The organism is Streptomyces peucetius (assembly GCF_025854275.1).
GTDB lineage: Bacteria > Actinomycetota > Actinomycetes > Streptomycetales > Streptomycetaceae > Streptomyces > Streptomyces peucetius_A.
In genome coordinates this window covers 4,626,034-4,647,642 of the sequence record NZ_CP107567.1, presented here as the reverse complement: position 1 = coordinate 4,647,642, position 21,609 = coordinate 4,626,034, and the positions used below count along the sequence as shown (strand labels likewise).

Here is a 21,609-nt window from a genome sequence, read left to right as displayed (position 1 = left end):
TCACGATCCGGCGTTGACGTTGGAAAGGACGACGGCGGCGATCGCCAGGACGACCGATCCGGCGAGCAGTGCGCTCAGATAGGTCTGGACGTTGCCGGTCTGGGCACGCCGGACGGCCGTGCCGAGCCAGCGCGTACCGGTGCCGGAGCCGCGTACGTAGGTGTCGACGACCTCACGGTCGAGGAAGCTGACCAGCTGGGCGCCGGCCCGCACGGGGCGGACGAACAGTGCCGTGTAGAGGGCGTCGACGTGGAAGCCCGCGGCCGCGTGCCGGTGGAGCGGGCCGAGCAGCAGCCGGGCGGGGTCGGCCGGGTCGGGGGCGGCCGCGATGTCGCCGTAGGCAGGGACGTGGGTGGCGATGGCTTCCGCCTCGGAGACGGCCGGTTCGGCTTCGGGGTGGGCGGCGACGGCACCGATCGGTGTGCGGGCGGCGACCGCGGTGGAGTGCCGCCACGCTCCGTAGGTGATCAGTCCGCCGACGAGCGCGACACCGGTGCCGAGGACGGCTGTGGTCACGGTCGGGGTGAGTGCGTGGCCGTCGAACCAGCCGGGCAGACGGCCGGCGGTCAGCCCGAACGCGAGCGAAGGAACGGCGAGGACCCACAGCACCGTGGTCATGGAGAGCGGCTGGCGACCGTGGTCCGGAGCCTCGGTGCCCCGGCCGCGGAAGGCCAGCAGCCACAGCCGGATCGCGTAGGCCGCGGTCAGCAGGGCGGTGAGCAGGGCGGCGACGAGCACGAACCAGCCTGCCGTCGTGGGCGCGACGGCCGAGTCGCCGAGAGCGGTGTGCTCGGCGGCCACGAGGACGGCTTCCTTGGAGAAGAAGCCCGCGAAGGGAGGGATCGCGGCCAGCGCGAGCAGAGCGACGGTCATCGTCCAGTAGGCGTCGGGGACGCGCTTGGCGAGGCCGCTCATACGGGACATGGCGGCGAGCGAGTTGGTGCCGGCGGCATGGATGATCACGCCGGCGGCGAGGAAGAGCAGCGCCTTGAACGCACCGTGGGACAGGAGGTGGAAGACGGCGGCACCGCGGTCCCCGACCGCCAGGGCGCCGGACATGTAGCCGAGCTGGCCGATGGTCGAGTAGGCGAGGACCCGCTTGATGTCGTCCTGCGCGAGGGCGGCGAGCGCCGAACCCACCATCGTCACGGCCGCCATCACGGCGAGCACGGTCATGGCGGCCGCGGAGGCCGCGAAGAGAGGGAGGAGCCGGGCCACGAAGTAGATGCCGGCGGCGACCATGGTCGCCGCGTGGATCAGGGCGGAGACCGGGGTGGGGCCTGCCATCGCGTCGGGCAGCCAGGTGTGCAGCGGGAACTGGGCCGACTTGCCCGCCACACCCGCGAGGAGCAGCAGCGCGATGAGGGTGGGGTGGTTGACGGCGTCTGCGGCGACCGCTCCGAGGATCCCGGTGATCCGGAAGGTGCCCGCGTCGGCCGCGAGCGCGAACAGACCGATCAGGAAGGGGACATCGCCGAGTTTGGTGACCAGGAAGGCCTTGAGCGAGGCGGCGCGGGCCTCGGGCGTCTCCCAGTAGTGGCCGACGAGGAAGTACGAGCAGATGCCCATGATCTCCCAGCCGACCAGCAGCACCATCAGGTCGCCGGAGTAGACGACGAGCAGCATGGCGGAGGTGAACAGCGAGATCAGCGCGGCGTACGAGGGATAGCGCGGGTCGTCGCGCAGATAGCCCGTCGAATAGATCTGCACGCACGAGGCGACGACCCCGACCAGGACGGCGGCGAGGACCGCGAAGCCGTCGAGGTGGAGCGCCAGGTCGATCGGGACCGAGCCGGTCGGGGTGAGCTGTGTGGCGGCGTCGATCGCCTTGCCGCCGCCCTGGCGTACGGCCACGACGACGGCGAGCGCGGCCGCGGCCAGCGTCGGCAGTACGGCCAGCGGGCGCACGAAACCGGGCGCGGTGCGGCCGAGCAGCAGCCCGGCCGCGGCGCCCAGGAACGGAAGGAGGGGGACGAGGACGGCGAGGGTCGTGGTGGTCACGTGGTGGCCTCGGCCTTCTCCTCGTTGTCTGCGGAGGTCCCGGTGGCGTTGCCGGGTCCGTCGGTTCCGTGGGCGGTTTCCGCGGTGTCGCGGAGGCGGTCGACGTCGGAGCTGCCGCGGTTGCGGTACACCATGAGCACGATCGCCAGACCGATGCCGATCTCCGCGGCGGCGATGGCGATGACGAAGAGGGTGAGCGCCTGGCCGGCGTTCAGGGTGTCGCGCAGCCAGACGTCGAAGGCGACCAGGTTGAGGTTGACGGCGTTGAGCATCAGCTCGACCGACATCAGGACGAGGATCGCGTTGCGTCGGGCCAGCACCCCGTACAGCCCGACGCTGAAGAGGAGCGCGGCGAGCACGGCGGGATAGGCGAGGTGCATCAGCGGTTCCCCCCTCGGGCCGGCCGTCCGGCCGACCGGTCCTCGACCGGCTCCTCCTTGTCCCTGCGGGACAGCACGATCGCGCCGATGAGGGCCGCGAGCAGCAGCACCGACAGGGCCTCGAACGGCAGCACCCAGTGCCGGAAGAGGATCTCGCCGGACACCTTGGTGGAGCCCTGGGCCGGTCCGTCCAGGTCGATCCAGGTGGTGCGGAAGGCGTCGACGACCACCCACACCAGGGAAGCCGCGGCCGCCACCGCCACCGCCAGGGCGACCCACCGGTTGCCCGAGTCGGCTTCCGGTGAGCGGCCGATGGGCGCCTTGGTGAGCATCAGACCGAACAGAAGGAGGACGACCACCGAACCGACGTAGATCAGGACCTGCACCCAGGCGATGAACTCCGCGGTGAGCAGGAGGTACTCGACGGCAAGGCCACCGAGCGCCACGACCAGCCAGAGGGCGGCATGCACCAGTTGCCTGGTCGTGACCGTGATCACGGCCGCGCCGAGGGTTGCGATGCCCACGAGCAGGAAGGCGATCTCGACTCCGGTCGGGGAGAGGAAGCCGTGCGTCGCGGCTGCGGCGAGCGTCATCCCTGACCTCCCTGGCCCGATGCCGGACCGGTTCCGCCTGCCGGACCGCCTTCGTCCGCCGGTCCTGCGCCGGCCGGCGGGGTGTTCTCGGCGGCCTGCGCGGCCGCCAGCTTGTCCGCCGCCTTGCGGGCCGCGCCCAGCTCCTTGGGCTCCTCCGCGCCCGGATCCAGCGCGGGCGGTGCCGGCACCGTCCACATCCACTCGCGGAGCTTGTCCCGCTCGTGGGTGAGGTCGCGGATGTCCGTCTCCGCGTACTCGAACTCGGGTGACCAGAACAGCGCGTCGAAAGGACACACCTCGATGCAGATACCGCAGTACATGCAGAGGGAGAAGTCGATGGCGAACCGGTCGAGGACGTTGCGGCTGCGTTCACGGCCGCCGGGTGTCACCGCCGGCACGGTCTCCTTGTGGGAGTCGATGTAGATGCACCAGTCGGGACACTCGCGGGCGCAGAGCATGCAGACCGTGCAGTTCTCCTCGAACAGGCCGATCACACCGCGCGAGCGGGGCGGGAGATGGGGCTGGACGTCGGGGTACTGGGCGGTGACGGTCTTCTTCGTCATCGTGCGCAGGGTGACGGCCAGGCCCTTGGCGAGACCGGATCCGGGGATCGGGGACACGGCTAGATCACCACCTTGACGATGCCGGTGAGGGCGATCTGGGCGAGGGCGAGCGGGATGAGGACGGTCCAGGCGAGCTTCTGCAGCTGGTCCTCGCGCATCCGGGGATAGGTCACGCGCAGCCAGATGATCAGGAACGCGAGCGCCGCGGTCTTGAGCAGGGTCCACACCCAGCCCAGACCGTCCGCGCCGAACGGACCGTGCCACCCGCCGAGGAAGAGGACGGTGGTCAGCCCGCACAGCACGACGATGCCCGCGTACTCGGCGAGCAGGAAGAGCGCGAAGCGCAGTCCCGTGTACTCGGTGTACGCGCCGAAGATGATCTCGGAGTCGGCGACGGGCATGTCGAACGGCGGGCGCTGCAGCTCGGCGAGGCCGGCGACGAAGAAGACGACGGCGCCCACGATCTGCCAGGGCAGCCACCACCACTCGAAGGCGTTCAGGATGCCGGGCAGCGAGACCGTCCCCGCCGCCATGGCGACGGAGGCGGCGGTCAGCAGCATCGGCAGCTCGTACGCGAGCAGCTGGGCGGCCGTGCGCAGGCCGCCCAGCAGGGAGAACTTGTTGGCCGACGCCCAGCCCGCCATGAGTGAGCCGAGCACGCCGACGCCCATCACGGCGAGGACGAAGAAGATGCCGGCGTCGACGACGATCCCGACCGCGCCTTCGTTCGGGCCGATCGGGATCGCGACGAGGACGAGGAGGTAGGGAAGCAGCGCGATGGCAGGAGCCAGCTGAAAGACACGGCGGTCGGCCTCGGCCGGCACCACGTCCTCCTTCTGCGCGAACTTCACACCGTCCGCGACGAGCTGGGCCCAGCCGTGGAAGCCACCGGCGTACATCGGGCCCAGCCGGCCCTGCATATGGGCCATGACCTTGTGCTCGGTCTGCCCGATGACGAGGGGGAGGACGAGGAACACGGCGAAGATCACGAGGAGCCGGAGGGCGACGTCCAGTGCGTCGTTCACGCGGGCTCGCCTCCGGCGGGTCGGTTCGGCTCGTCATCGGGTCCGTCGTCGGATCCGGGCGCGGGCCGGGGGGTTTCGGGTCGTGGAGCGTCGCCCCCGGAAGCGGCGGCGTCCGAGGCCGGGGCATCGGGTGCGCGGGGCTCGGGAGCAGGCGCGTCCTGGCCGGGCGCCTCGGGAGCAGGCGCCTCGGGTGCGGGCGCGTCCGCAGCAGGCGCGTCCGGGCCGCGGTCCTCGGGCGCAGGCGCGGCCGGACCGGGCGCCTCGGGTGCGGGCGCGTCCGGAGCGGCGGTGTCCGCGCCGGGAGTCTCCGCGCCAGGAGCGTTCGGGCCGGGTTCTGCCGGTCGGGCCTTGCCGGTGGGGGCCGACGGCTCGGCAGGGGTCCCGGTGTCGGCAGGGGTCTCGGTGTCGGCAGGGGTCTCGGTGTCGGCGAAGGCGGGGCGGGCGTGGTGCCACGGTGCGTCCGCGCTGCGGGGTCGGGCCGCGGCCTGCGCCGCGTCGGTCGACCCGGCCGGCTCGGACGGCGCGGCCGTCGGTGCGGCCGGGGCGCCTGCCGCCTGGGAGGCGGACCCCTCACTCGCGCTGCGCGAGCGGCGCGGAACGCCGGACGGGGCGCCGGCCTCCGCCTGGGAGGCGGAGCCCTCACTCGCGCTGCGCGAGCGGCGCGGGGTCGGGGGCTGACTCGCCGAGCCTTCGGAGGCGGTGCGGGTGCGGCGGGCCGGCCGCTCGCCTGCGCCGGCCCCACCAGCCGCACCGGCCGCACCGGCACGCGCACCGCGGGCGGGGCGGGCAGGTGCGGGCGGGAGCTGGCCCTTCAAAGGGCCCCACTCGTTCGGGTCCGGGACGCCCGGCGGCAGCATCTGACGGCGCTTGGGTCCGCCGTGCTCGGACTCGCCGGGTTCCTTCGCACCCGGCCACGCCTTGGCGACCCGTGCGGCCAGCACGAAGTCCTTGCGCAGCGGATGGCCCTCGAAGCCCTCGGGCAGCAGCAGCGGCTGCTGGTTCGGGTGGCCGGTGAAGTCGACGCCGAACATCTCGTGCGTCTCTCGTTCGTGCCAGCTCGCGCCCGCGTATACGTCGACCGCCGACGGCAGCGACGGCGCGGCGTGCGGAACGGTCGTGCGGACCAGCAGCCGCCGGACCGTACCGCCCTCCAGCGAGACGACGTGCGCGCACACGCGGAATCCGGTGCCGGGCTCGTCGACGGCGCTGAGCCAGTCGAAGTAGGTGCAGCCCAACTTGTCGCGGGCGATCTCCAGCGCCGCGATCCAGGAGCCGACGGGGACGTCGACCGTGAGGAGCTCGTACGTCCGCTCGGCCGTCGCCTCCTCGCCGAAGACCTCGGTGACGGCGTCGGGGAGGCCGTCGTACGGGTGCGCGTTCATCGCTCCCCCTCCGTGCCGGGGGCAGCCGGCGGCGGGGTGACCAGGCCGCTCCGCAGCGCCGCGGTGGACGTCGTGCGCGCGCCGGGGGCGTCGCCGCCGTGCCCGTAGCGCTCGCCGAGCGACTCGTGGGCGATCTTCTCCTGGAGCTTGAGGATCCCCTGGAGCAGGGCCTCGGGCCGGGGCGGGCAGCCGGGGACGTAGACGTCGACGGGGATGATCTGGTCGACGCCCTTGGTGACGGAGTACGAGTCCCAGTACGGACCACCGCAGTTGGAGCAGGCGCCGAAGGAGATGACGTACTTGGGCTCGGGCATCTGCTCGTACAGACGCTTCACCGCGGGAGCCATCTTGTCCGTGACCGTGCCGGAGACGATCATCAGGTCCGCCTGGCGCGGCCCCGGCGCGAAGGGGATCACGCCGAGCCGGATGAAGTCGTGCCGGGCCATCGACGCGGCGATGAACTCGATGGCGCAGCAGGCCAGTCCGAAGTTGAAGACCCAGAGGCTGTAGCGGCGGCCCCAGTTGAGGACCACCTTCATCGGCTCGGGGGCCAGGCGCGCCAGGGCGCCCAGTCGCCGCGGCTCGGGCAGGAGCTCCGGGGCCCGGGCCGCGCCCGGTTCCAGGGTCTGGGGGGCCTGAGCCTGGGCCCGGGCCGAGTTGCGCGGGTTCGGGTTCGGGGTCACATCCATGTCAGGACCCCCTTCTTCCATGCGTAGAGGAGTCCCACGGCCAGGAAGCCGAGGAAGATGAACATCTCCACGAGGGTCGTCGCGCCGTAGCCGTCGGCGGCGAACACCGTGGCCCACGGGAAGAGGAAGATCGAGTCGACCGCGAAGATCACGTACAGGAAGGCGTAGACGTAGTAGCGGACCTGGGTGTGTGCCCAGCCCTCGCCCACCGGGTCGACGCCGCACTCGTACGTGAGCAGTTTCTCCGGTGTCGGTGCGACAGGTCGCAGCAGCCGGCCGGCGGCGAACGCGACGGCGACGAACAACACGCCGATCACCGCGAGCAGCCCGACGACGGAGTAGCTGCGGAAGTAGTCCGTCGCGAGCACGACCACGGTCGGTTCCGGCACGTCCGTCCCCTCGCTCCCTGACCCAGTCGACCTGCGGCACGCACGATCAGCACGCACGCTCTGTACGCACGGGAGTCTAGGCCCTGCTAAGGAGAGGGTAAGCAGTCGTGTCACGCATCGGACCGGCCCGGGTGGGGTTATCCCCACTCCGCCCCACCCATGTACCCCATGGCCTACGGCGTTCCGGCCCGGCAGGCTGGCCTCCATGACCGCGAGCATCACCGCCCCCGACGACGACCGGCCGCCCCCTGCGCGCTTCGCCTTCGACCGCTGCACGTGGAAGGAGATCGCGCATCTGCTCGGCAATCTGCCGGCCGCGCTGCTCGGATTCGTCTACGTGACGGTCACGATCACCACCAGCGCCGGCCTCACCGTGACGGTGGTCGGCCTGCCGCTGCTCGCCCTCGTGCTCATGGGTGCGCGCCTGCTCGGGCGGGCAGAACGAGCGCGAGCACGGGCGCTGCTCGGCGTACGGGTGGACGAGCCGAGCCCGCTGCCCGGCCCGGGGCGCGGCGCCGGTCTGATCGCTCCGGTGTGGTACCGGCTGAAGGACCCGGTGGCCTGGCGCACGGTGCTGTACTCGGTCATCCGGCTGCCCTGGGGCGTCGTCACCTTCACCGTGATGATGGTGGGCCTGTTCGTGCTCTGGCCCGTTCTTCCCTTCATCGCACGCGGGCTGTCCAACGCGGACCGGGCGATGGTGCGGGGGCTGCTGTCGCCGTCCGACGAACTGGAACGCCGCATCGCCGAGCTGGAGTCGGACCGCGGGGTCGTCGTCGACACGGCGGCGGCGGACCTGCGCCGTATCGAACGTGATCTCCACGACGGTGCGCAGGCCCGGCTGGTCGCGCTCGCTATGGGGCTCGGCCTCGCGAAGGAAAAACTCCTCGAGGACCCGGACGCGGCGGCCGCGATGGTCGACGAGGCGCACGGCGAGGTGAAGCTGGCCCTGCAGGAGCTGCGCGACCTGGCGCGCGGCATCCACCCCGCGGTACTGACAGACCGCGGTCTGGACGCGGCGCTCTCCGCCGTCGCCTCCCGCTGCACGGCTCCGGTCGCCGTCACGGTGGACCTGGACGAGCGGCCGGCGGCCGCGATCGAGGGGATCGCCTACTTCACCGTCTCCGAGCTGCTGCAGAACATCAGCAAGCACGCCCGGGCCACCCGCGCCTCCGTCGACGTGTGGCGCTCGCAGGACCGGCTGATGCTCCAGGTCACCGACAACGGCAAGGGCGGCGTCCGGCTCGACAGCGGCGGCGGCCTGGCCGGCCTCGCGGAACGGCTGGGCGCGGTGGACGGCGTCCTGGCCGTCGACTCCCCGTCCGGCGGGCCGACGACGATCACCGCCGAGCTCCCCTGGCGTACGCGTGAGGCGTGTGAGGCCCATGCGCCGCAGGGGGCGCAGCGGCCCCGTGAAGCGGGCAGGACCCCGAGCACCTGAACCACCTGCCCCACCGACCCCACGGGCCCCACCTCCCCCACCACCCTCGCCGACCCGGCCCCCACCTCCACGCCGGCGCCTGCCCCCGACCGCTGCCCCGGCCGGCCCACGCGCCGGTGCCGCATGCCCACGCCCCGACCGGCGCAGGCGTCACAGGCGTGCGGCGCACCTGCGACACGGTGGGGAAAACCCCCCTCCAAGACGGATACCGCCCTCATGGTGCGGACCGGGCCGCCGCACCACGCTTGAGTCATGACAGCCCGCATCCCAGAACGGACGACCTCGATGGCCACGGATTACGGTTACGGTCCCCCGGCCCGCCGGGAGCACTTCCTCCCTCCCGTACTGCGCGCGCCCTTCGAGGGCCGCGCCTGGCGGGAGTTCGGCTACCTGGTGCTGAGCCTGCCGCTCGCCACCGCGGTCTTCGTGTTCGCGGTCACCGTGACCTCGCTGGGCGCCGGACTGCTCGTCACGTTCCTGGGCATCCCGGTGTTCGCCCTCTCCCTGTCGGCCCTGCGCGGCTACGGGGCGCTCGAGCGGGCCCGCGCACGGGCGCTGCTCGGTGTGGAGGTGGCGGGCCCGGAGCCGGTGCTCGGCTCGGCGGGCGCCGGGACGAACGGTTTCGTCGCGTGGACGGCCGGCACCCTCAAGAGCGGGGCGTCGTGGCGCCACCTGCTCTACGCCTTGCTCCACTTCCCCTGGGCCGTCTTCGGCTTCTGTGTGTCGGTGACCCTGTGGGTGACCGGCTGGGCGCTGCTGCTCTACCCCCTCTGGCAGTGGGTCTTCCCGATGTGGGGCGGCGTGGACGGCCTGCAGTTGTACGGGGACGGGACGCACAACTTCTATCTGGACACGCCGTTCGAGATCGCCGTGACGAGCGCCGTCGGTCTGGTGCTCACGATCACCACGCCCTGGGTGATGCGTGCGCTGACCGGCGTCGACCGGCTGCTGGTGACCGGGCTGCTCGGCCCGTCCCGGCTGGCGACCCGCGTCGTGGAGCTGGAGTCGGACCGCGGGGTCGTGGTGGACACGGCCGCCGCGGACCTGCGCCGTATCGAGCGCGACCTGCACGACGGCGCGCAGGCCCGTCTGGTGGCCCTGGCGATGGACCTGGGTCTCGCGAAGGAGAAGCTCGCCGAGGACCCGGAGGCCGCTGCCCGGATGGTCGACGAGGCGCACGGCGAGGTGAAGCTGGCCCTGCAGGAGCTGCGCGACCTGGCGCGCGGCATCCACCCCGCGGTACTGACAGACCGCGGTCTGGACGCGGCGCTCTCCGCCGTCGCCTCCCGCTGCACGGCTCCGGTCGCCGTCACGGTGGACCTGGACGAGCGGCCGGCGGCCGCGATCGAGGGGATCGCCTACTTCACCGTCTCCGAGCTGCTGCAGAACATCAGCAAGCACGCCCGGGCCACCCGCGCCTCCGTCGACGTGTGGCGCTCGCAGGACCGGCTGATGCTCCAGGTCACCGACAACGGCAAGGGCGGCGTCCGGCTCGACAGCGGCGGCGGCCTGGCCGGCCTCGCGGAACGGCTGGGCGCGGTGGACGGCGTCCTGGCCGTCGACTCCCCGTCCGGCGGACCGACGACGATCACCGCCGAGCTCCCCTGGCGCGGCTGACACCCGCCTCCGCCTCCAACTCCGCCCCCGCACCCGCTGCCCGCCCGGCCCCGGCCCCGGCCCCCTCACCGCGCCGCCGACCGTCGCGGCAACCCCGGCGCCTGTTCCTGCGTCCCCCGATGGGTGACCGGGAAAAACGCGGCACAGGCCCGGCGGCGCTCCGATCCTGCGATGCTGGAGTGCGCAGGGGTCAAAGGACGCAGGGGCGGGAAGCGCGAAAACGCGGGACGCGGAGACGCAGAACGCGCGAGCGCGTCATCGGGGCAACAGGTCAACAGGGGGGGGCTCAAAGCTGTGGAGGACAGGGTGCGGGTGGTCATCGCCGAGGATTCCGTACTGCTTCGGGAGGGCCTGACCCGGCTGCTGACCGACCGCGGGCACGACGTGGTCGCCGGCGTGGGGGACGCCGTGGCGCTGATCAAGACGATCGGCGACCTGGCGTCGCAGGACGCGCTGCCGGACGTCGTGGTCGCGGACGTGCGGATGCCACCGACGCACACGGACGAAGGGGTGCGGGCGGCGGTGCAGCTGCGCCAGGAGCATCCCGGCGTCGGGGTGCTGGTCCTGTCGCAGTACGTGGAGGAGCAGTACGCCACGGAACTGCTGGCCGGCAGCAGCCGGGGGGTGGGCTATCTGCTCAAGGACCGGGTAGCAGAGGTGCGGGAATTCGTGGACGCCGTGGTGCGCGTCGCGCAGGGCGGTACGGCCCTGGACCCGGAGGTCGTGGCGCAGCTGCTGGGCCGCAGCCGCAAGCAGGACGTGCTGGCCGGGCTCACGCCACGTGAGCGCGAGGTACTCGGTCTGATGGCCGAGGGCCGTACGAACTCGGCGATCGCGAAGCAGCTCGTCGTGAGCGACGGGGCGGTGGAGAAGCATGTCAGCAACATCTTCCTGAAGCTCGGGCTCTCCCCCAGCGAGGGGGACCACCGGCGGGTGCTCGCGGTGCTGACGTATCTCAATTCGTGAGCGTCCGGCGGGTACGTCCGACGGCACGCCGTCACGCGGTCGGCCCTCGGCCGGCCTAGGACCAAAGAATGAGCGGCGCACGTCGCCCCGGAAAGCCCGGGGCCAGGGAGAAGCGCGACAAACCGGGGCGTTTCCGCGTCCCAAAATGAGGTCCGACATGTGAGCGGTCCGAGGAAGGCGACCCTTACGGTCGTAGGGTGGCCAGTGGGTCGGCCGGTCGGCCGGTCGGGCCCGAGGAACCGCCTCGAGGGAGGTCCAGTTCAGTGACCAGCCAGGTCAGCAGCCCGGCCGAAGAGGCCGATGAGGTCAACGGGGCCGATGAGGCCCTCGTCGGTGAGCAGCGCAGGCGCGCCGGCGAGAAGGAGATCCGCCGTCTGGACCGGGTGATCATCCGCTTCGCGGGTGACTCCGGTGACGGTATGCAGCTCACGGGTGACAGGTTCACCTCGGAGACGGCGTCGTTCGGCAACGACCTCTCCACGCTTCCGAACTTCCCCGCCGAGATCCGGGCGCCCGCCGGCACCCTGCCGGGCGTCTCCAGCTTCCAGTTGCACTTCGCCGACCACGACATCCTCACCCCTGGTGACGCACCGAACGTGCTGGTCGCGATGAACCCGGCGGCCCTGAAGGCGAACATCGCCGATGTACCGCGCGGCGGCGAGATCATCGTCAACACCGACGAGTTCGCCAAGCGCGCCATGGCGAAGGTCGGCTACGAGACCTCCCCGCTGGAGGACGGGTCGCTGGACGGCTATCGCGTCCATCCGGTGCCGCTGACGACGCTGACGATCGAGGCGCTCAAGGACTTCGGCCTGTCCCGCAAGGAGGCCGGGCGCAGCAAGAACATGTTCGCGCTGGGGCTGCTGAGCTGGATGTACCACCGGCCCACGGAGGGCACGGAGAGCTTCCTGCGGCAGAAGTTCGCGAAGAAGCCGAACATCGCCGAGGCGAACATCGCAGCCTTCCGGGCCGGGTGGAACTTCGGCGAGACGACCGAGGACTTCGCGGTCTCCTACGAGGTCGCCCCGGCGAGCACGGCCTTCCCGACGGGCACGTACCGCAACATCTCCGGGAACCTGGCCCTCTCGTACGGCCTGATCGCGGCGAGCAAGCAGGCGGACCTGCCGCTCTACCTGGGGTCGTACCCGATCACCCCGGCCTCCGACATCCTGCACGAGTTGTCGAAGCACAAGAACTTCGGCGTGCGGACCTTCCAGGCCGAGGACGAGATCGCCGGGATCGGCGCGGCGCTCGGCGCCGCGTTCGGGGGCTCTCTCGCCGTCACGACGACCTCCGGCCCCGGTGTGGCGCTCAAGTCGGAGACCGTCGGGCTGGCGGTCTCGCTCGAGCTGCCGCTGCTGGTGGTCGACATCCAGCGCGGCGGCCCGTCGACCGGCCTGCCGACCAAGACGGAGCAGGCGGACCTGCTGCAGGCCATGTACGGCCGCAACGGCGAGGCGCCCGTGCCGGTCGTGGCCCCGCGCACCCCGGCGGACTGCTTCGACGCCGCCCTCGACGCGGCGAGGATCGCGCTGACCTACCGCACGCCGGTGTTCCTGCTGTCCGACGGCTACCTCGCCAACGGCTCGGAGCCGTGGCGGATCCCGGACATCGACGAGCTGCCCGACCTGCGGGTGCAGTTCGCGACCGGACCCAACCACGAACTGGCCGACGGCACCGAGGTGTTCTGGCCCTACAAGCGTGACCCGCAGACCCTGGCGCGGCCCTGGGCGGTGCCGGGCACCCCGGGCCTCGAGCACCGTATCGGCGGCATCGAGAAGCAGGACGGCACGGGCAACATCTCCTACGACCCGGCCAACCACGACTTCATGGTCCGCACCCGCCAGGCCAAGATCGACGGCATCGAGGTGCCGGAGATCGCCGTCGACGACCCGGACCGGGCGCGCACCCTCGTCCTCGGCTGGGGTTCCACGTACGGGCCGATCACCGCGGCCGTACGCCGGCTCCGCGCCGCCGGCATCCCCATCGCCCAGGCCCATCTGCGCCACCTCAACCCGTTCCCGAAGAACCTGGGGACGGTGCTCGAGCAGTACGACAAGGTCGTCGTGCCCGAGATGAACCTCGGCCAGCTCGCCACCCTGATCCGGGCGCGGTACCTGGTCGACGCACGGTCGTTCAACCAGGTCAACGGCATGCCGTTCAAGGCGGAGCAGCTCGCGGACGCTCTCAAGGAGGCCATCGATGAGTGAGGCACTGGGGCTCGTGCCCAAGGCCGAGGCCGAGCAGTCGATGAAGGACTTCAAGTCCGACCAGGAAGTGCGCTGGTGCCCGGGCTGCGGCGACTACGCCGTGCTCGCCGCCGTGCAGGGCTTCATGCCCGAACTGGGGCTGGCGAAGGAGAACATCGTCTTCGTCTCGGGCATCGGCTGCTCGTCCCGTTTCCCGTACTACATGAACACCTACGGGATGCACTCCATCCACGGCCGTGCGCCCGCCATCGCGACGGGGCTCGCCTCGTCGAGACGCGACCTGTCGGTGTGGGTCGTCACGGGTGACGGCGACGCGCTGTCCATCGGCGGCAACCACCTGATCCACGCGCTGCGCCGCAATGTGAACCTGAAGATCCTGCTGTTCAACAACCGCATCTACGGACTCACCAAGGGCCAGTACAGCCCCACCTCCGAAGTCGGCAAGATCACCAAGTCGACGCCGATGGGCTCCCTCGACGCGCCCTTCAACCCGGTGTCGCTGGCGCTGGGCGCCGAGGCCTCGTTCGTCGCCCGTACCGTCGACTCCGACCGCAAGCACCTCACCGAGGTGCTGCGCCAGGCCGCCGACCACGCGGGCACGGCGCTCGTGGAGATCTACCAGAACTGCAACATCTTCAACGACGGCGCCTTCGAGGTCCTCAAGGACAAGGACAAGGCGCAGGAGGCCGTCATCCGGCTCGAGCACGGGCAGCCGATCCGCTTCGGCGCACAGGGCGAGAAGGGCGTCGTGCGCGACCCGTCCACCGGTGACCTCGAGGTCGTCGAGGTCACTGCGGACAACGAATCGCGCGTCCTGGTCCACGACGCGCACTCCACGTCCCCGACCACGGCCTTCGCGCTCTCCCGGCTGGCCGACGCCGACACCCTGCACCACACCCCCATCGGTGTGCTGCGCAGCGTCGAGCGCCCCGTCTACGACACGCTCATGGCCGACCAGCTCGATACGGCGGTCGAGCGGGACGGCAAGGGGGATCTCGCCGCGCTGCTCGCCGGCAACGACACCTGGACGGTCGTCGGCTGAGACCCGTGGCGCACGCGGTGAGGGGAGGCTCCGGCCTCCCCTCACCGCTGTCCGGGGCCGTCCATGATCCGTCATGACCGTATGGCGAAACGGGCATGACACCGGGCCCGTGCCGGGCGTACCTTGAGGGGACGCGCGCGCAGGGGCAGGAGGGTCAGTGAAGTCGGAGAAGGAACAGCGGGCCGGGTTGCTGTACGGGATCGGTGCCTACGGAATGTGGGGTCTGGTCCCTCTTTTCTGGCCGCTGCTCAAGCCGTCCGGTGCCGTCGAGATCCTCGCCCACCGGATGGTCTGGTCCCTGGCGATCGTGGCCGTCGCACTCCTGGCGCTCAGGCGCTGGGGCTGGGTGCGTGAATTGGTACGCCAGCCAGGCAAGCTGGGTCTCGTCGCCCTCGCCGCCACGGTGATCACCGTCAACTGGGGCGTCTACATCTGGTCCGTGAACTCGGGCCACGTCGTCGAGGCGTCACTCGGCTACTTCATCAATCCGCTGGTCACCATCGCGATGGGCGTGCTGCTCCTGAAGGAACGGCTCCGCCCGGCGCAGTGGGCGGCCGTCGGCATCGGCTTCGCCGCGGTTCTGGTGCTGGCCATCGGCTACGGGCAGCCGCCGTGGATCTCGCTGACGCTCGCGTTCTCGTTCGCCACGTACGGGCTGGTGAAGAAGAAGGTCAACATCGGCGGCCTGGAGTCGCTGGCCGCCGAGACCGCCATCCAGTTCCTCCCCGCGCTGGCGTTCCTGGTCTGGCTGGGCTCGGACGGCACCGGCACGTTCGGCGCGCACGGGGCCGGACACGCGGCACTGCTCGCCGCGACCGGCCTGGTGACGGCCGTGCCGCTGGTCTGCTTCGGCGCGGCGGCGATACGGGTGCCGCTCTCCACGCTGGGGCTGCTGCAGTACCTGGCCCCGGTGTTCCAGTTCCTGCTCGGCATCCTCTACTTCCACGAGGCGATGCCCGCGGAACGGTGGGCGGGCTTCGCGCTGGTGTGGCTGGCGCTGACCTGTCTGACCTGGGACGCACTGCGCACGGCGCGCCGCAACAAGGCTGATGCCCTGCGACTGGCGGCCCTGGCGACGGCCTCGGGCGCACACCCGGCCGCGGCCGCGGCGGCGTCGCAGACCGGGCCCGTGGCGCAGACGGGGACCGTCGCGACGGAGCCGGTCGCGGGCACATTGCGCACCGGGCAGGAGGCCGGGCCGACGGCCTGACGACCACGCCGGCCGCGAGTCCGGCCCGCGACCGGGCCGGACCGCAGAGCCGACCCGACGGCCCGACCGCGGACGCCGGGCGCGAACCCGGCCCAGCCCGGCTCCCATGCCGACCTGCACGCCAGGCACGAACCCGCCCAGCCCGAACCCGTGCCGCACACCGGCCCCTCCCTCCTACGGCCGGCGGCAGCCCCACCCCCGCACTGACGCCGGTACTCCCGTCCCCCGTACGACCGCCGGTCCGCCCGCCCCTCAATCGCTCCTCGACGGCCGAGACACGTCCCCCGCAAGCGCTCCCCCGGCACGGCGCCCTGCCGGGAGACGCCCCGGCTGCAGCGCGGCGGCACGGCGCGCGGTACCGCCGAGGAGCCTCCGTCCCGCGTGCGCGAGGCTCACCATGCCGCCGGGCCGTTCCGGGGCTCGACACGCCCGTCCGGCGCGAATAACCACCCGTACGGCCCAGCTCCGCCCCTCGGGGCAGGCCGGGGCTCGTCGACCGGTGTTACCACCGGAAGTCCAGGCCCCGGTCCCCCGGTCCGAGGTGGTCCACAGAGCGAAGTGAGTGCCTCATGCAGCAACCCCTCGCGCTATCGGTCGACTTCGGTCAAGGCTTCAGCGACGCGTGGTCCGCCGTGGCCAGGTTCATCCCCAAGTTCATCGCATTTCTGGCGATCCTGGTCATCGGCTGGTTCATCGCCAAGGCGATAGCCAAGGTCGCCGACAAGCTCCTGCGCAAGGTCGGCTTCGAGCGGGTGTCGGAACGCAGTGGCATCTCGAACACCCTCAGAAACTCGCAGTACGACGCCACCGGGATCATCAGCAAGATCCTCTACTACGCGATCCTGCTGATCGCCCTGCAACTGGCCTTCGGGGTGTTCGGCCCCAACCCGGTCAGCAACATGATCAACGGGGCCGTCTCGTGGATCCCGAAGGCGATCGTCGCCTGTGTCATCGTCGTCGTGGCCATGGCCATCGCACGCGCGGTGCGCGACATCATCCAGGGCGCTCTCGCCGGGACGTCCTACGGCCGGACGCTGGGCACGATCGCCTGGGGCTTCATCGTGGCGCTCGGCGCGATCGCCGCGCTCAGCCAGGCTCAGATCGCGACCTCCGTCACCGGTCCCGTGCTCTGGGCGGTACTCGCCGCCATGGCCGGAATCCTGATCGTCGGCGTCGGCGGCGGCCTCATCGGGCCGATGCGGCAGCGGTGGGAGCGCTGGCTCGCGACGGCGGAGGCCGAGACGGGCCGTGCCAAGGACACCGGCTCCGCCTATCAGCGCGGCCGTGCGGACGCCGCCGCCGGTCAGCCCGCGACCGAGCGCCAGGCCACCAGGCCGGACACGGGCCGAGGCGGGCAGCAGGGCCGCGACATGGGCAGCCACGACATGGGCCGCGGACGCGACACGGGTCGGGGGCGGGACGAGGGCTGGGGGCGGGACGAGGGCCCGCCGCTGGGCAACGGCCGCGACCCCATGTGAGGCCTGGCGCGCTGCGCAGAGGCGTCAGTCGGCGAGCAGATCGTGCTCGCGGATCAGCCAGCAGACGGCGGTGAGCCGCAGCGTCGCGAAGTCGTGGCCGACCGGTTCCGTCCAGTCGGTCTCCGACAGCCAGTCGGTGAACCCCAGCACATAGTCCGCGAGATCCTCGCGCCGCACCATGCCGTACGGCTCCTGGCGGGGAGCCCGGCCGGGGCGGCGCGGAGCGGGCACCAGCGGTACGAGAGCGTCGCGCACGGCCGCCGCGTGCTGGTCGACGGCCGCGACAAGCCCCGGCTCGAAGGAGAACTCCGAGAGCCGGGGCATGTACGTGGCGGCCACGCCGACCAGCGGGCAGCCGGGCGGCCCGCTGTGGGGCAGTGCGTCCATCCCTACACCGTAAGTGCGGAAGAGTGCCCCGAAGACGTGACATCTGTCGCAAACCGGTCCGGTTGGCCGGGTGGTCACCGGCCTCCTCGAACCGGTCATCCTTCGCCGCCTTCGCCGCCTTCGCCGCCCGGGAGGCGGGCGCGGTGCGCCCGCACCTTGTTGCGGTTGCCGCACCGCTCCATCGAGCACCAGCGGCGGCGGCCGGGACGCGAGGTGTCGACGAAGAGCAGTCCGCAGTCGTGTGAGCCGCATTCGCGGATGCGGTGCGCGTGAGGTCCGGTGAAGAGGTCCACGGCATCCCGGGCCACGGTCGAGAGCAGTTGAGTCACCGTGGCGCCGCCCGGCGCCCACTGCCTGGATCCGTCCGCGCCGATACGGGCCGCCAGCGGCGGCGCCGCCGCCGCCTCGTTGACCACGGCCACGTCGGCCGGGTCCGTGTCGCCGCCGTGCGCCCTGGCCGCGGCCATGCGCCACAGGGCGTGGCGCAACACCCGGGCTCCGGCCACGCCCGCGTCGTCCGCGTCCAGTTGCAGGCCCGCGGACAGCCGACTGTCCGCCACCCACCGCAGCAGTGCGGCGGGGTCGTGCAACACCTCGTACGCGGCCAACCGTCCGGGGCCTCCGGTGGTCAGCAGCTCCAGGCACAGGGCGCCGGGGTCGAAGCGGAAGGAGCCGCCCGAAGGCGGTTCCAGCAGCAGGCCGGGCGTGTCCGTTGCGCTCTTCGTCACGTAACCAGTATAAGTGGTTTCCATGACGATGCACTGGAAGCTCGTGATCGACGCCACTGATCCGCACGCCCAGGCCGACTTCTGGGCAGCGGCACTCGGCTACGTCGTCGAGGACCACAGTCCTCTCATCGAGCAGCTCCTCGCCCAAGGTACGGTGCAGGGCGAGGCCACGGTCGAGTCGCACGGCCGACGGGCGTGGCGCGATCTGGCCGGGGTCCGGCATCCGGACGACCCCCACGACGAGCTGAGCGGCATGGGGCTCGGACGCAGGCTGCTCTTCCAACAGGTGCCGGAGCCGAAGACGGTGAAGAACCGGCTCCACATCGACCTGCACGCCGAACCGGGACAGCGGGACGCCGAGACCGCCAGGCTGGAGGGGCTGGGGGCCTCGCAGCTGCGGCAGGTGAGCGAGCAGGGTGGCCAATGGGTCGTGATGACCGACCCGGAGGGCAATGAGTTCTGCGTGCAGTAGGCATCCGCAATACGAACGCCCGTGACCGATTTCCGCCCTTGACGCCACATCAGGCCGTCCTCGAACATCAGCACGCACAACGCACGCGCACACGCGTCACGTTCGACTTTCAGCTCCAGCGCCCCGGGATCAGCCGTCCCGGGGCGTTCACGCACGTTCCGTCCTGTCCCCGTACGGAATCCGGAGCCCCCACATGAAACTCTCCGTTCCCAGACGTGTCCCCGCGGTCGCCGCGCTCGCCCTGGCCGGGCTGCTCGCGACCGCCGCGCCCGCGGCGTCGGCCGCCCCGGCCGGAGCGCCACCGGCGCCGGCGTCCGCGCTCGCCGCACCCGACATACCGCTCGCCAACGTCAAGGCCCACCTCGACCGGTTCCAGTCCATCGCCGGCTCCAACGGCGGCAACCGCGCCCACGGCCGTCCCGGCTACAAGGCCTCGATCGACTACGTGAAGGCCGAGCTGGACGCGGCCGGATTCACCACCTCCGTACAGCAGTTCACCTACAACGGCACCACCGGCTACAACCTGACAGCCGACTGGCCGGGCGGCGACGTGAACCAGACGGTGATGGCCGGCGCCCACCTCGACTCGGTGAGCTCCGGCGCCGGCATCAACGACAACGGCTCGGGCTCCGCGGCCGTACTGGAGGCGGCACTCGCCGTCTCCCGCGCCCAGTTGCAGCCCGCGAAGCATCTGCGCTTCGGCTGGTGGGGCGCGGAGGAACTCGGTCTGGTCGGCTCGAAGTACTACGTCAACAACCTCTCCTCCACGGAGCGTTCGCGGATCGCCGGCTATCTGAACTTCGACATGATCGGCTCGCCCAACCCGGGTTACTTCGTCTACGACGACGACCCGGTGATCGAGCAGACCTTCAAGAACTACTTCTCCGGGCTCGGTGTCCCCACCGAGATCGAGACCGAGGGCGACGGCCGCTCCGACCACGCGTCGTTCAAGAACGCCGGCATACCGGTCGGCGGTCTTTTCACCGGCGCCAGTCGTACGAAGACCAGCGCCCAGGCCCAGAAGTGGGGCGGCACGGCAGGCCAGGCGTTCGACCGCTGCTACCACTCGTCGTGCGACACCACGTCGAACATCAACGACACCGCCCTGGACCGCAACAGCGACGCCGTCGCCCACGCGATATGGACGCTGTCCGCGGGCACGACCGAACCGCCCGGCGAGCTCTACGAGAACACCACCGACGTCGCGATCCCCGACGCCGGGGCCGCCGTCACCTCCACGGTGACGGTCTCCGGCCGCAGCGGCAACGCGCCCGCCGCGCTCAAGGTCGGCGTGGACATCAAGCACACCTGGCGCGGCGACCTCGTCGTGGACCTGGTGGCCCCGGACGGCACCGCGTACCGGCTGAAGAACTCGAGCGGAAGCGACTCCGCGGACAACGTGATCACCACCTACACGGTGGACGCCTCGGCCGAGCCGGCGAACGGCGCCTGGAAGCTGCGCGTCCAGGACGTGGCGCGCTACGACACGGGCTACATCGACAGCTGGAGGCTGACCTTCTAGGCGTGCTCCCCGCCCCGCCGTCGGTTCCCGGAGGGAGCCGACGGCGGGCTTTGCGATGTCAGACGACCGCCCCTACGAGTGCGACCGCCACCAGCCCGACTGCGGCCAGCACCAGGGACGCCTGGGTGCAACGATGCTTGTACCAGGCGATCCTGGACATCGTGACCAGCTGCCGGCTGAGCGCCGGCAGCGGGTCGGCGGTACGCAGCACCCGCGCCAACTCCTCCGGCTCCAGCACGCGAATATGACCGAAGTAGATGAAATCAGGGGTGGGATGGCGGGCGGCCCGGTCGACCCTCATGCGGGGCACGACCGCGAGAACGGCAAGCAGTGCGGCGGCCCCCAACAGCGTTGCCCCCACTGCCAGAAGGGCCGAGAGGCCGGTCGGCAGGTCACCGGGCGACGGGCGTGCTCCGGAGTGGAGGGCGGCCGCCAGCGCGAGAGCCGCGGATTCGACGGTCAAGGCGAAAGCGGCCTTGCCATCGACCTTTCCCGTCCAGTCGAGGAGGGCAGCATGAATGCGCCACGCTGTCTCCTGGCCGTACCGGTCGGCCCCGTCCGGCACACGCGCACCGTGTTGCGAAGGGGCGGGAGGCACCCCGTCCGCAGTATTCGATCGTATGGGCGAAGAATGCGCTAAGGAATCGGACATGCGTTCCTCCATGGTGGCGCCACTGCTTCTTCTCCGGTTCTATCCCGCTCCCGACGAGACCGTCTGCCGCATTCGACACACAGCAACTCACCTGCCGCATAGACTGATTCGGCCGCGGACAAGGGTTACGGGGGAGGCCTTTCGTGCCAGGGGAGAAATCTGCGAATGACCGCCATGCGGCGTACGAGCCCTTCACCCCCGACGAACTGCTGCTCTTCCGCAGCGCCGGCCGGCTCCGCACCTGGGAGCGCGGCGACTCCCTGATGCGCGAGGGCGGCCGGCCGGACCACATCGTCCTCATACTGAGCGGACTCGCCAAGGTCACCGCCGAGTCCGACAACGGCTACACCAGCGTGCTCGCTCTGCGGGGCCCCGGTGAACTCGTCGGCGAACTCTCCTGTCTCGACAGCACGGAGCGCTCCGCGACGGTGACCGCTCTCGAGCACCTCTCGGGGGTGGTCGTCGGCGGTGAGGCGTTCCTCCGCCTTCTCGAGCATCACGCAACGCTCACTTTGGCTGTCCTGCGCAGCGTAGTGGCCCGGCTCAGGGACTCGGACAGCCTGCGTACGGAACAGGGCGCCCGGTCCTCCCGCTCCATGCTCGCCCGTGTCCTGCTGGACACCGCCGTACGGCACGGCGTGGCCGTCGACGAACCGGCCGGCGCGCTCGAGGTGCGGATGAACCAACAGGAACTCGCGGGCGCCGCAGGTGTGTCGCGCGAGTCCGTGGTGCGTTCGTTGCGTGCGATGCACGCAGCCGGACTGGTCACCACCAGGCGTGGCCGTACGTGCGTCCTCGACCTCACCGGCGTACGGCGCTGGGCCGAGGAGTGACCCCGGACCCCGTTCTCGCCGCCGAACGC

21 protein-coding genes are annotated in these 21,609 nt (G+C 71.4%); 10 read left to right on the top strand and 11 right to left on the bottom strand.

The genetic code is table 11. The features are described 5' to 3' along the window. From OGH68_RS21460 to OGH68_RS21425, 8 genes are read right to left on the bottom strand one after another with little or no spacing between them, the layout of a single operon-like run. Entirely contained in the window at window positions 1-2,001 is a 2,001-nt protein-coding gene (locus OGH68_RS21460; protein ID WP_264246389.1) for an NADH-quinone oxidoreductase subunit L, read from the bottom strand. Continuing rightward, window positions 1,998-2,381: an NADH-quinone oxidoreductase subunit NuoK gene (gene nuoK / locus OGH68_RS21455; protein WP_264246387.1), complete on the bottom strand. Its 384-nt coding sequence runs from the start codon at window positions 2,379-2,381 to the stop codon at window positions 1,998-2,000. The genes OGH68_RS21460 and nuoK overlap by 4 nt, the downstream gene beginning before the upstream one ends. Beyond that, complete coding sequence (locus OGH68_RS21450) at window positions 2,381-2,974, bottom strand: NADH-quinone oxidoreductase subunit J (protein ID WP_264246386.1); 594 nt, start codon at window positions 2,972-2,974, stop codon at window positions 2,381-2,383. Before OGH68_RS21450 ends, nuoK begins: the two co-directional genes overlap by 1 nt. Further along, window positions 2,971-3,594, bottom strand: coding sequence for a NuoI/complex I 23 kDa subunit family protein (locus OGH68_RS21445; RefSeq protein ID WP_264246384.1), 624 nt, complete (start codon window positions 3,592-3,594; stop codon window positions 2,971-2,973). The genes OGH68_RS21450 and OGH68_RS21445 overlap by 4 nt, the downstream gene beginning before the upstream one ends. 2 nt (window positions 3,595-3,596) lie before the next feature. Next, a complete protein-coding gene (locus OGH68_RS21440; RefSeq protein ID WP_264246382.1) occupies window positions 3,597-4,562 on the bottom strand; it encodes a complex I subunit 1/NuoH family protein in 966 nt (321 codons plus the stop codon). After that, window positions 4,559-5,944, bottom strand: a complete 1,386-nt coding sequence (locus OGH68_RS21435) for an NADH-quinone oxidoreductase subunit C (protein WP_264246380.1) — start codon at window positions 5,942-5,944, stop codon at window positions 4,559-4,561. The genes OGH68_RS21440 and OGH68_RS21435 overlap by 4 nt, the downstream gene beginning before the upstream one ends. Then, window positions 5,941-6,633: an NADH-quinone oxidoreductase subunit B gene (locus tag OGH68_RS21430; protein WP_264246378.1), complete on the bottom strand. Its 693-nt coding sequence runs from the start codon at window positions 6,631-6,633 to the stop codon at window positions 5,941-5,943. Before OGH68_RS21430 ends, OGH68_RS21435 begins: the two co-directional genes overlap by 4 nt. Then, a complete protein-coding gene (locus tag OGH68_RS21425; protein ID WP_264246376.1) occupies window positions 6,624-7,022 on the bottom strand; it encodes an NADH-quinone oxidoreductase subunit A in 399 nt (132 codons plus the stop codon). Before OGH68_RS21425 ends, OGH68_RS21430 begins: the two co-directional genes overlap by 10 nt. A gap of 205 nt (window positions 7,023-7,227) precedes the next feature. Between OGH68_RS21425 and OGH68_RS21420 the strand changes: the two genes are divergently transcribed. The 7 genes from OGH68_RS21420 to OGH68_RS21390 all read left to right on the top strand — a co-directional run bounded on the left by OGH68_RS21420 (window position 7,228) and on the right by OGH68_RS21390 (window position 16,986). After that, window positions 7,228-8,463 (top strand): sensor histidine kinase, encoded by a 1,236-nt coding sequence (locus OGH68_RS21420; RefSeq protein WP_264246374.1) that lies wholly within the window; start codon window positions 7,228-7,230, stop codon window positions 8,461-8,463. A 285-nt stretch (window positions 8,464-8,748) separates the two neighbouring features. Further along, on the top strand, window positions 8,749-10,080 hold the full coding sequence (locus tag OGH68_RS21415; RefSeq protein WP_264250204.1) for a sensor histidine kinase: 1,332 nt from the start codon (window positions 8,749-8,751) through the stop codon (window positions 10,078-10,080). 306 nt (window positions 10,081-10,386) lie between these two features. Next, a complete protein-coding gene (locus tag OGH68_RS21410) occupies window positions 10,387-11,046 on the top strand; it encodes a response regulator transcription factor (protein WP_319020276.1) in 660 nt (219 codons plus the stop codon). A gap of 263 nt (window positions 11,047-11,309) precedes the next feature. Further along, a complete protein-coding gene (locus tag OGH68_RS21405; protein ID WP_264246370.1) occupies window positions 11,310-13,256 on the top strand; it encodes a 2-oxoacid:acceptor oxidoreductase subunit alpha in 1,947 nt (648 codons plus the stop codon). Then, window positions 13,249-14,298, top strand: a complete 1,050-nt coding sequence (locus tag OGH68_RS21400; protein ID WP_264246368.1) for a 2-oxoacid:ferredoxin oxidoreductase subunit beta — start codon at window positions 13,249-13,251, stop codon at window positions 14,296-14,298. Before OGH68_RS21405 ends, OGH68_RS21400 begins: the two co-directional genes overlap by 8 nt. A gap of 157 nt (window positions 14,299-14,455) precedes the next feature. Further along, on the top strand, window positions 14,456-15,508 hold the full coding sequence (gene rarD, locus OGH68_RS21395) for an EamA family transporter RarD (protein WP_264246366.1): 1,053 nt from the start codon (window positions 14,456-14,458) through the stop codon (window positions 15,506-15,508). 569 nt (window positions 15,509-16,077) lie between these two features. Further along, window positions 16,078-16,986, top strand: coding sequence for a mechanosensitive ion channel family protein (locus tag OGH68_RS21390; protein WP_264246365.1), 909 nt, complete (start codon window positions 16,078-16,080; stop codon window positions 16,984-16,986). Window positions 16,987-17,010: 24 nt separating this feature from the next. Here OGH68_RS21390 and OGH68_RS21385 read toward each other — a convergent pair whose 3' ends face one another. Both OGH68_RS21385 and OGH68_RS21380 read right to left on the bottom strand, forming a co-directional pair. Next, entirely contained in the window at window positions 17,011-17,373 is a 363-nt protein-coding gene (locus tag OGH68_RS21385) for a DUF6401 family natural product biosynthesis protein (RefSeq protein ID WP_264246363.1), read from the bottom strand. Window positions 17,374-17,468: 95 nt separating this feature from the next. Beyond that, a complete protein-coding gene (locus tag OGH68_RS21380) occupies window positions 17,469-18,125 on the bottom strand; it encodes a CGNR zinc finger domain-containing protein (protein WP_264246361.1) in 657 nt (218 codons plus the stop codon). Here OGH68_RS21380 and OGH68_RS21375 point away from each other — a divergent pair. Then, a complete protein-coding gene (locus tag OGH68_RS21375; protein ID WP_264246358.1) occupies window positions 18,124-18,573 on the top strand; it encodes a VOC family protein in 450 nt (149 codons plus the stop codon). The genes OGH68_RS21380 and OGH68_RS21375 overlap by 2 nt on opposite strands. Window positions 18,574-18,766: 193 nt before the next feature. Continuing rightward, window positions 18,767-20,095 (top strand): M28 family metallopeptidase, encoded by a 1,329-nt coding sequence (locus tag OGH68_RS21370; protein ID WP_264246356.1) that lies wholly within the window; start codon window positions 18,767-18,769, stop codon window positions 20,093-20,095. A gap of 58 nt (window positions 20,096-20,153) precedes the next feature. Here OGH68_RS21370 and OGH68_RS21365 read toward each other — a convergent pair whose 3' ends face one another. Continuing rightward, window positions 20,154-20,660 carry a Pycsar system effector family protein gene (locus tag OGH68_RS21365; RefSeq protein WP_264246354.1) on the bottom strand — a complete coding sequence of 169 codons (507 nt, stop codon included), beginning with the start codon at window positions 20,658-20,660 and terminating at the stop codon, window positions 20,154-20,156. A gap of 230 nt (window positions 20,661-20,890) precedes the next feature. Between OGH68_RS21365 and OGH68_RS21360 the strand changes: the two genes are divergently transcribed. Continuing rightward, window positions 20,891-21,580 (top strand): Crp/Fnr family transcriptional regulator, encoded by a 690-nt coding sequence (locus tag OGH68_RS21360; protein WP_264246352.1) that lies wholly within the window; start codon window positions 20,891-20,893, stop codon window positions 21,578-21,580. Window positions 21,581-21,609 lie beyond the last annotated feature (29 nt).

Bases quoted from the DNA above. Each gene is read 5' to 3' on its own strand.
- nuoK (WP_264246387.1), bottom strand. From the start codon at position 2,381: ATGCACCTCGCCTATCCCGCCGTGCTCGCCGCGCTCCTCTTCAGCGTC.
- OGH68_RS21450 (WP_264246386.1), bottom strand. From the start codon at position 2,974: ATGACGCTCGCCGCAGCCGCGACGCACGGCTTCCTCTCCCCGACCGGA.
- OGH68_RS21435 (WP_264246380.1), bottom strand. From the start codon at position 5,944: ATGAACGCGCACCCGTACGACGGCCTCCCCGACGCCGTCACCGAGGTC.
- OGH68_RS21430 (WP_264246378.1), bottom strand. From the start codon at position 6,633: ATGGATGTGACCCCGAACCCGAACCCGCGCAACTCGGCCCGGGCCCAG.
- OGH68_RS21420 (WP_264246374.1), top strand. From the start codon at position 7,228: ATGACCGCGAGCATCACCGCCCCCGACGACGACCGGCCGCCCCCTGCG.
- OGH68_RS21415 (WP_264250204.1), top strand. From the start codon at position 8,749: ATGGCCACGGATTACGGTTACGGTCCCCCGGCCCGCCGGGAGCACTTC.
- OGH68_RS21400 (WP_264246368.1), top strand. From the start codon at position 13,249: ATGAGTGAGGCACTGGGGCTCGTGCCCAAGGCCGAGGCCGAGCAGTCG.
- OGH68_RS21390 (WP_264246365.1), top strand. From the start codon at position 16,078: ATGCAGCAACCCCTCGCGCTATCGGTCGACTTCGGTCAAGGCTTCAGC.
- OGH68_RS21385 (WP_264246363.1), bottom strand. From the start codon at position 17,373: ATGGACGCACTGCCCCACAGCGGGCCGCCCGGCTGCCCGCTGGTCGGC.
- OGH68_RS21375 (WP_264246358.1), top strand. From the start codon at position 18,124: ATGACGATGCACTGGAAGCTCGTGATCGACGCCACTGATCCGCACGCC.
- OGH68_RS21380 (WP_264246361.1), bottom strand. From the start codon at position 18,125: ATGGAAACCACTTATACTGGTTACGTGACGAAGAGCGCAACGGACACG.
- OGH68_RS21370 (WP_264246356.1), top strand. From the start codon at position 18,767: ATGAAACTCTCCGTTCCCAGACGTGTCCCCGCGGTCGCCGCGCTCGCC.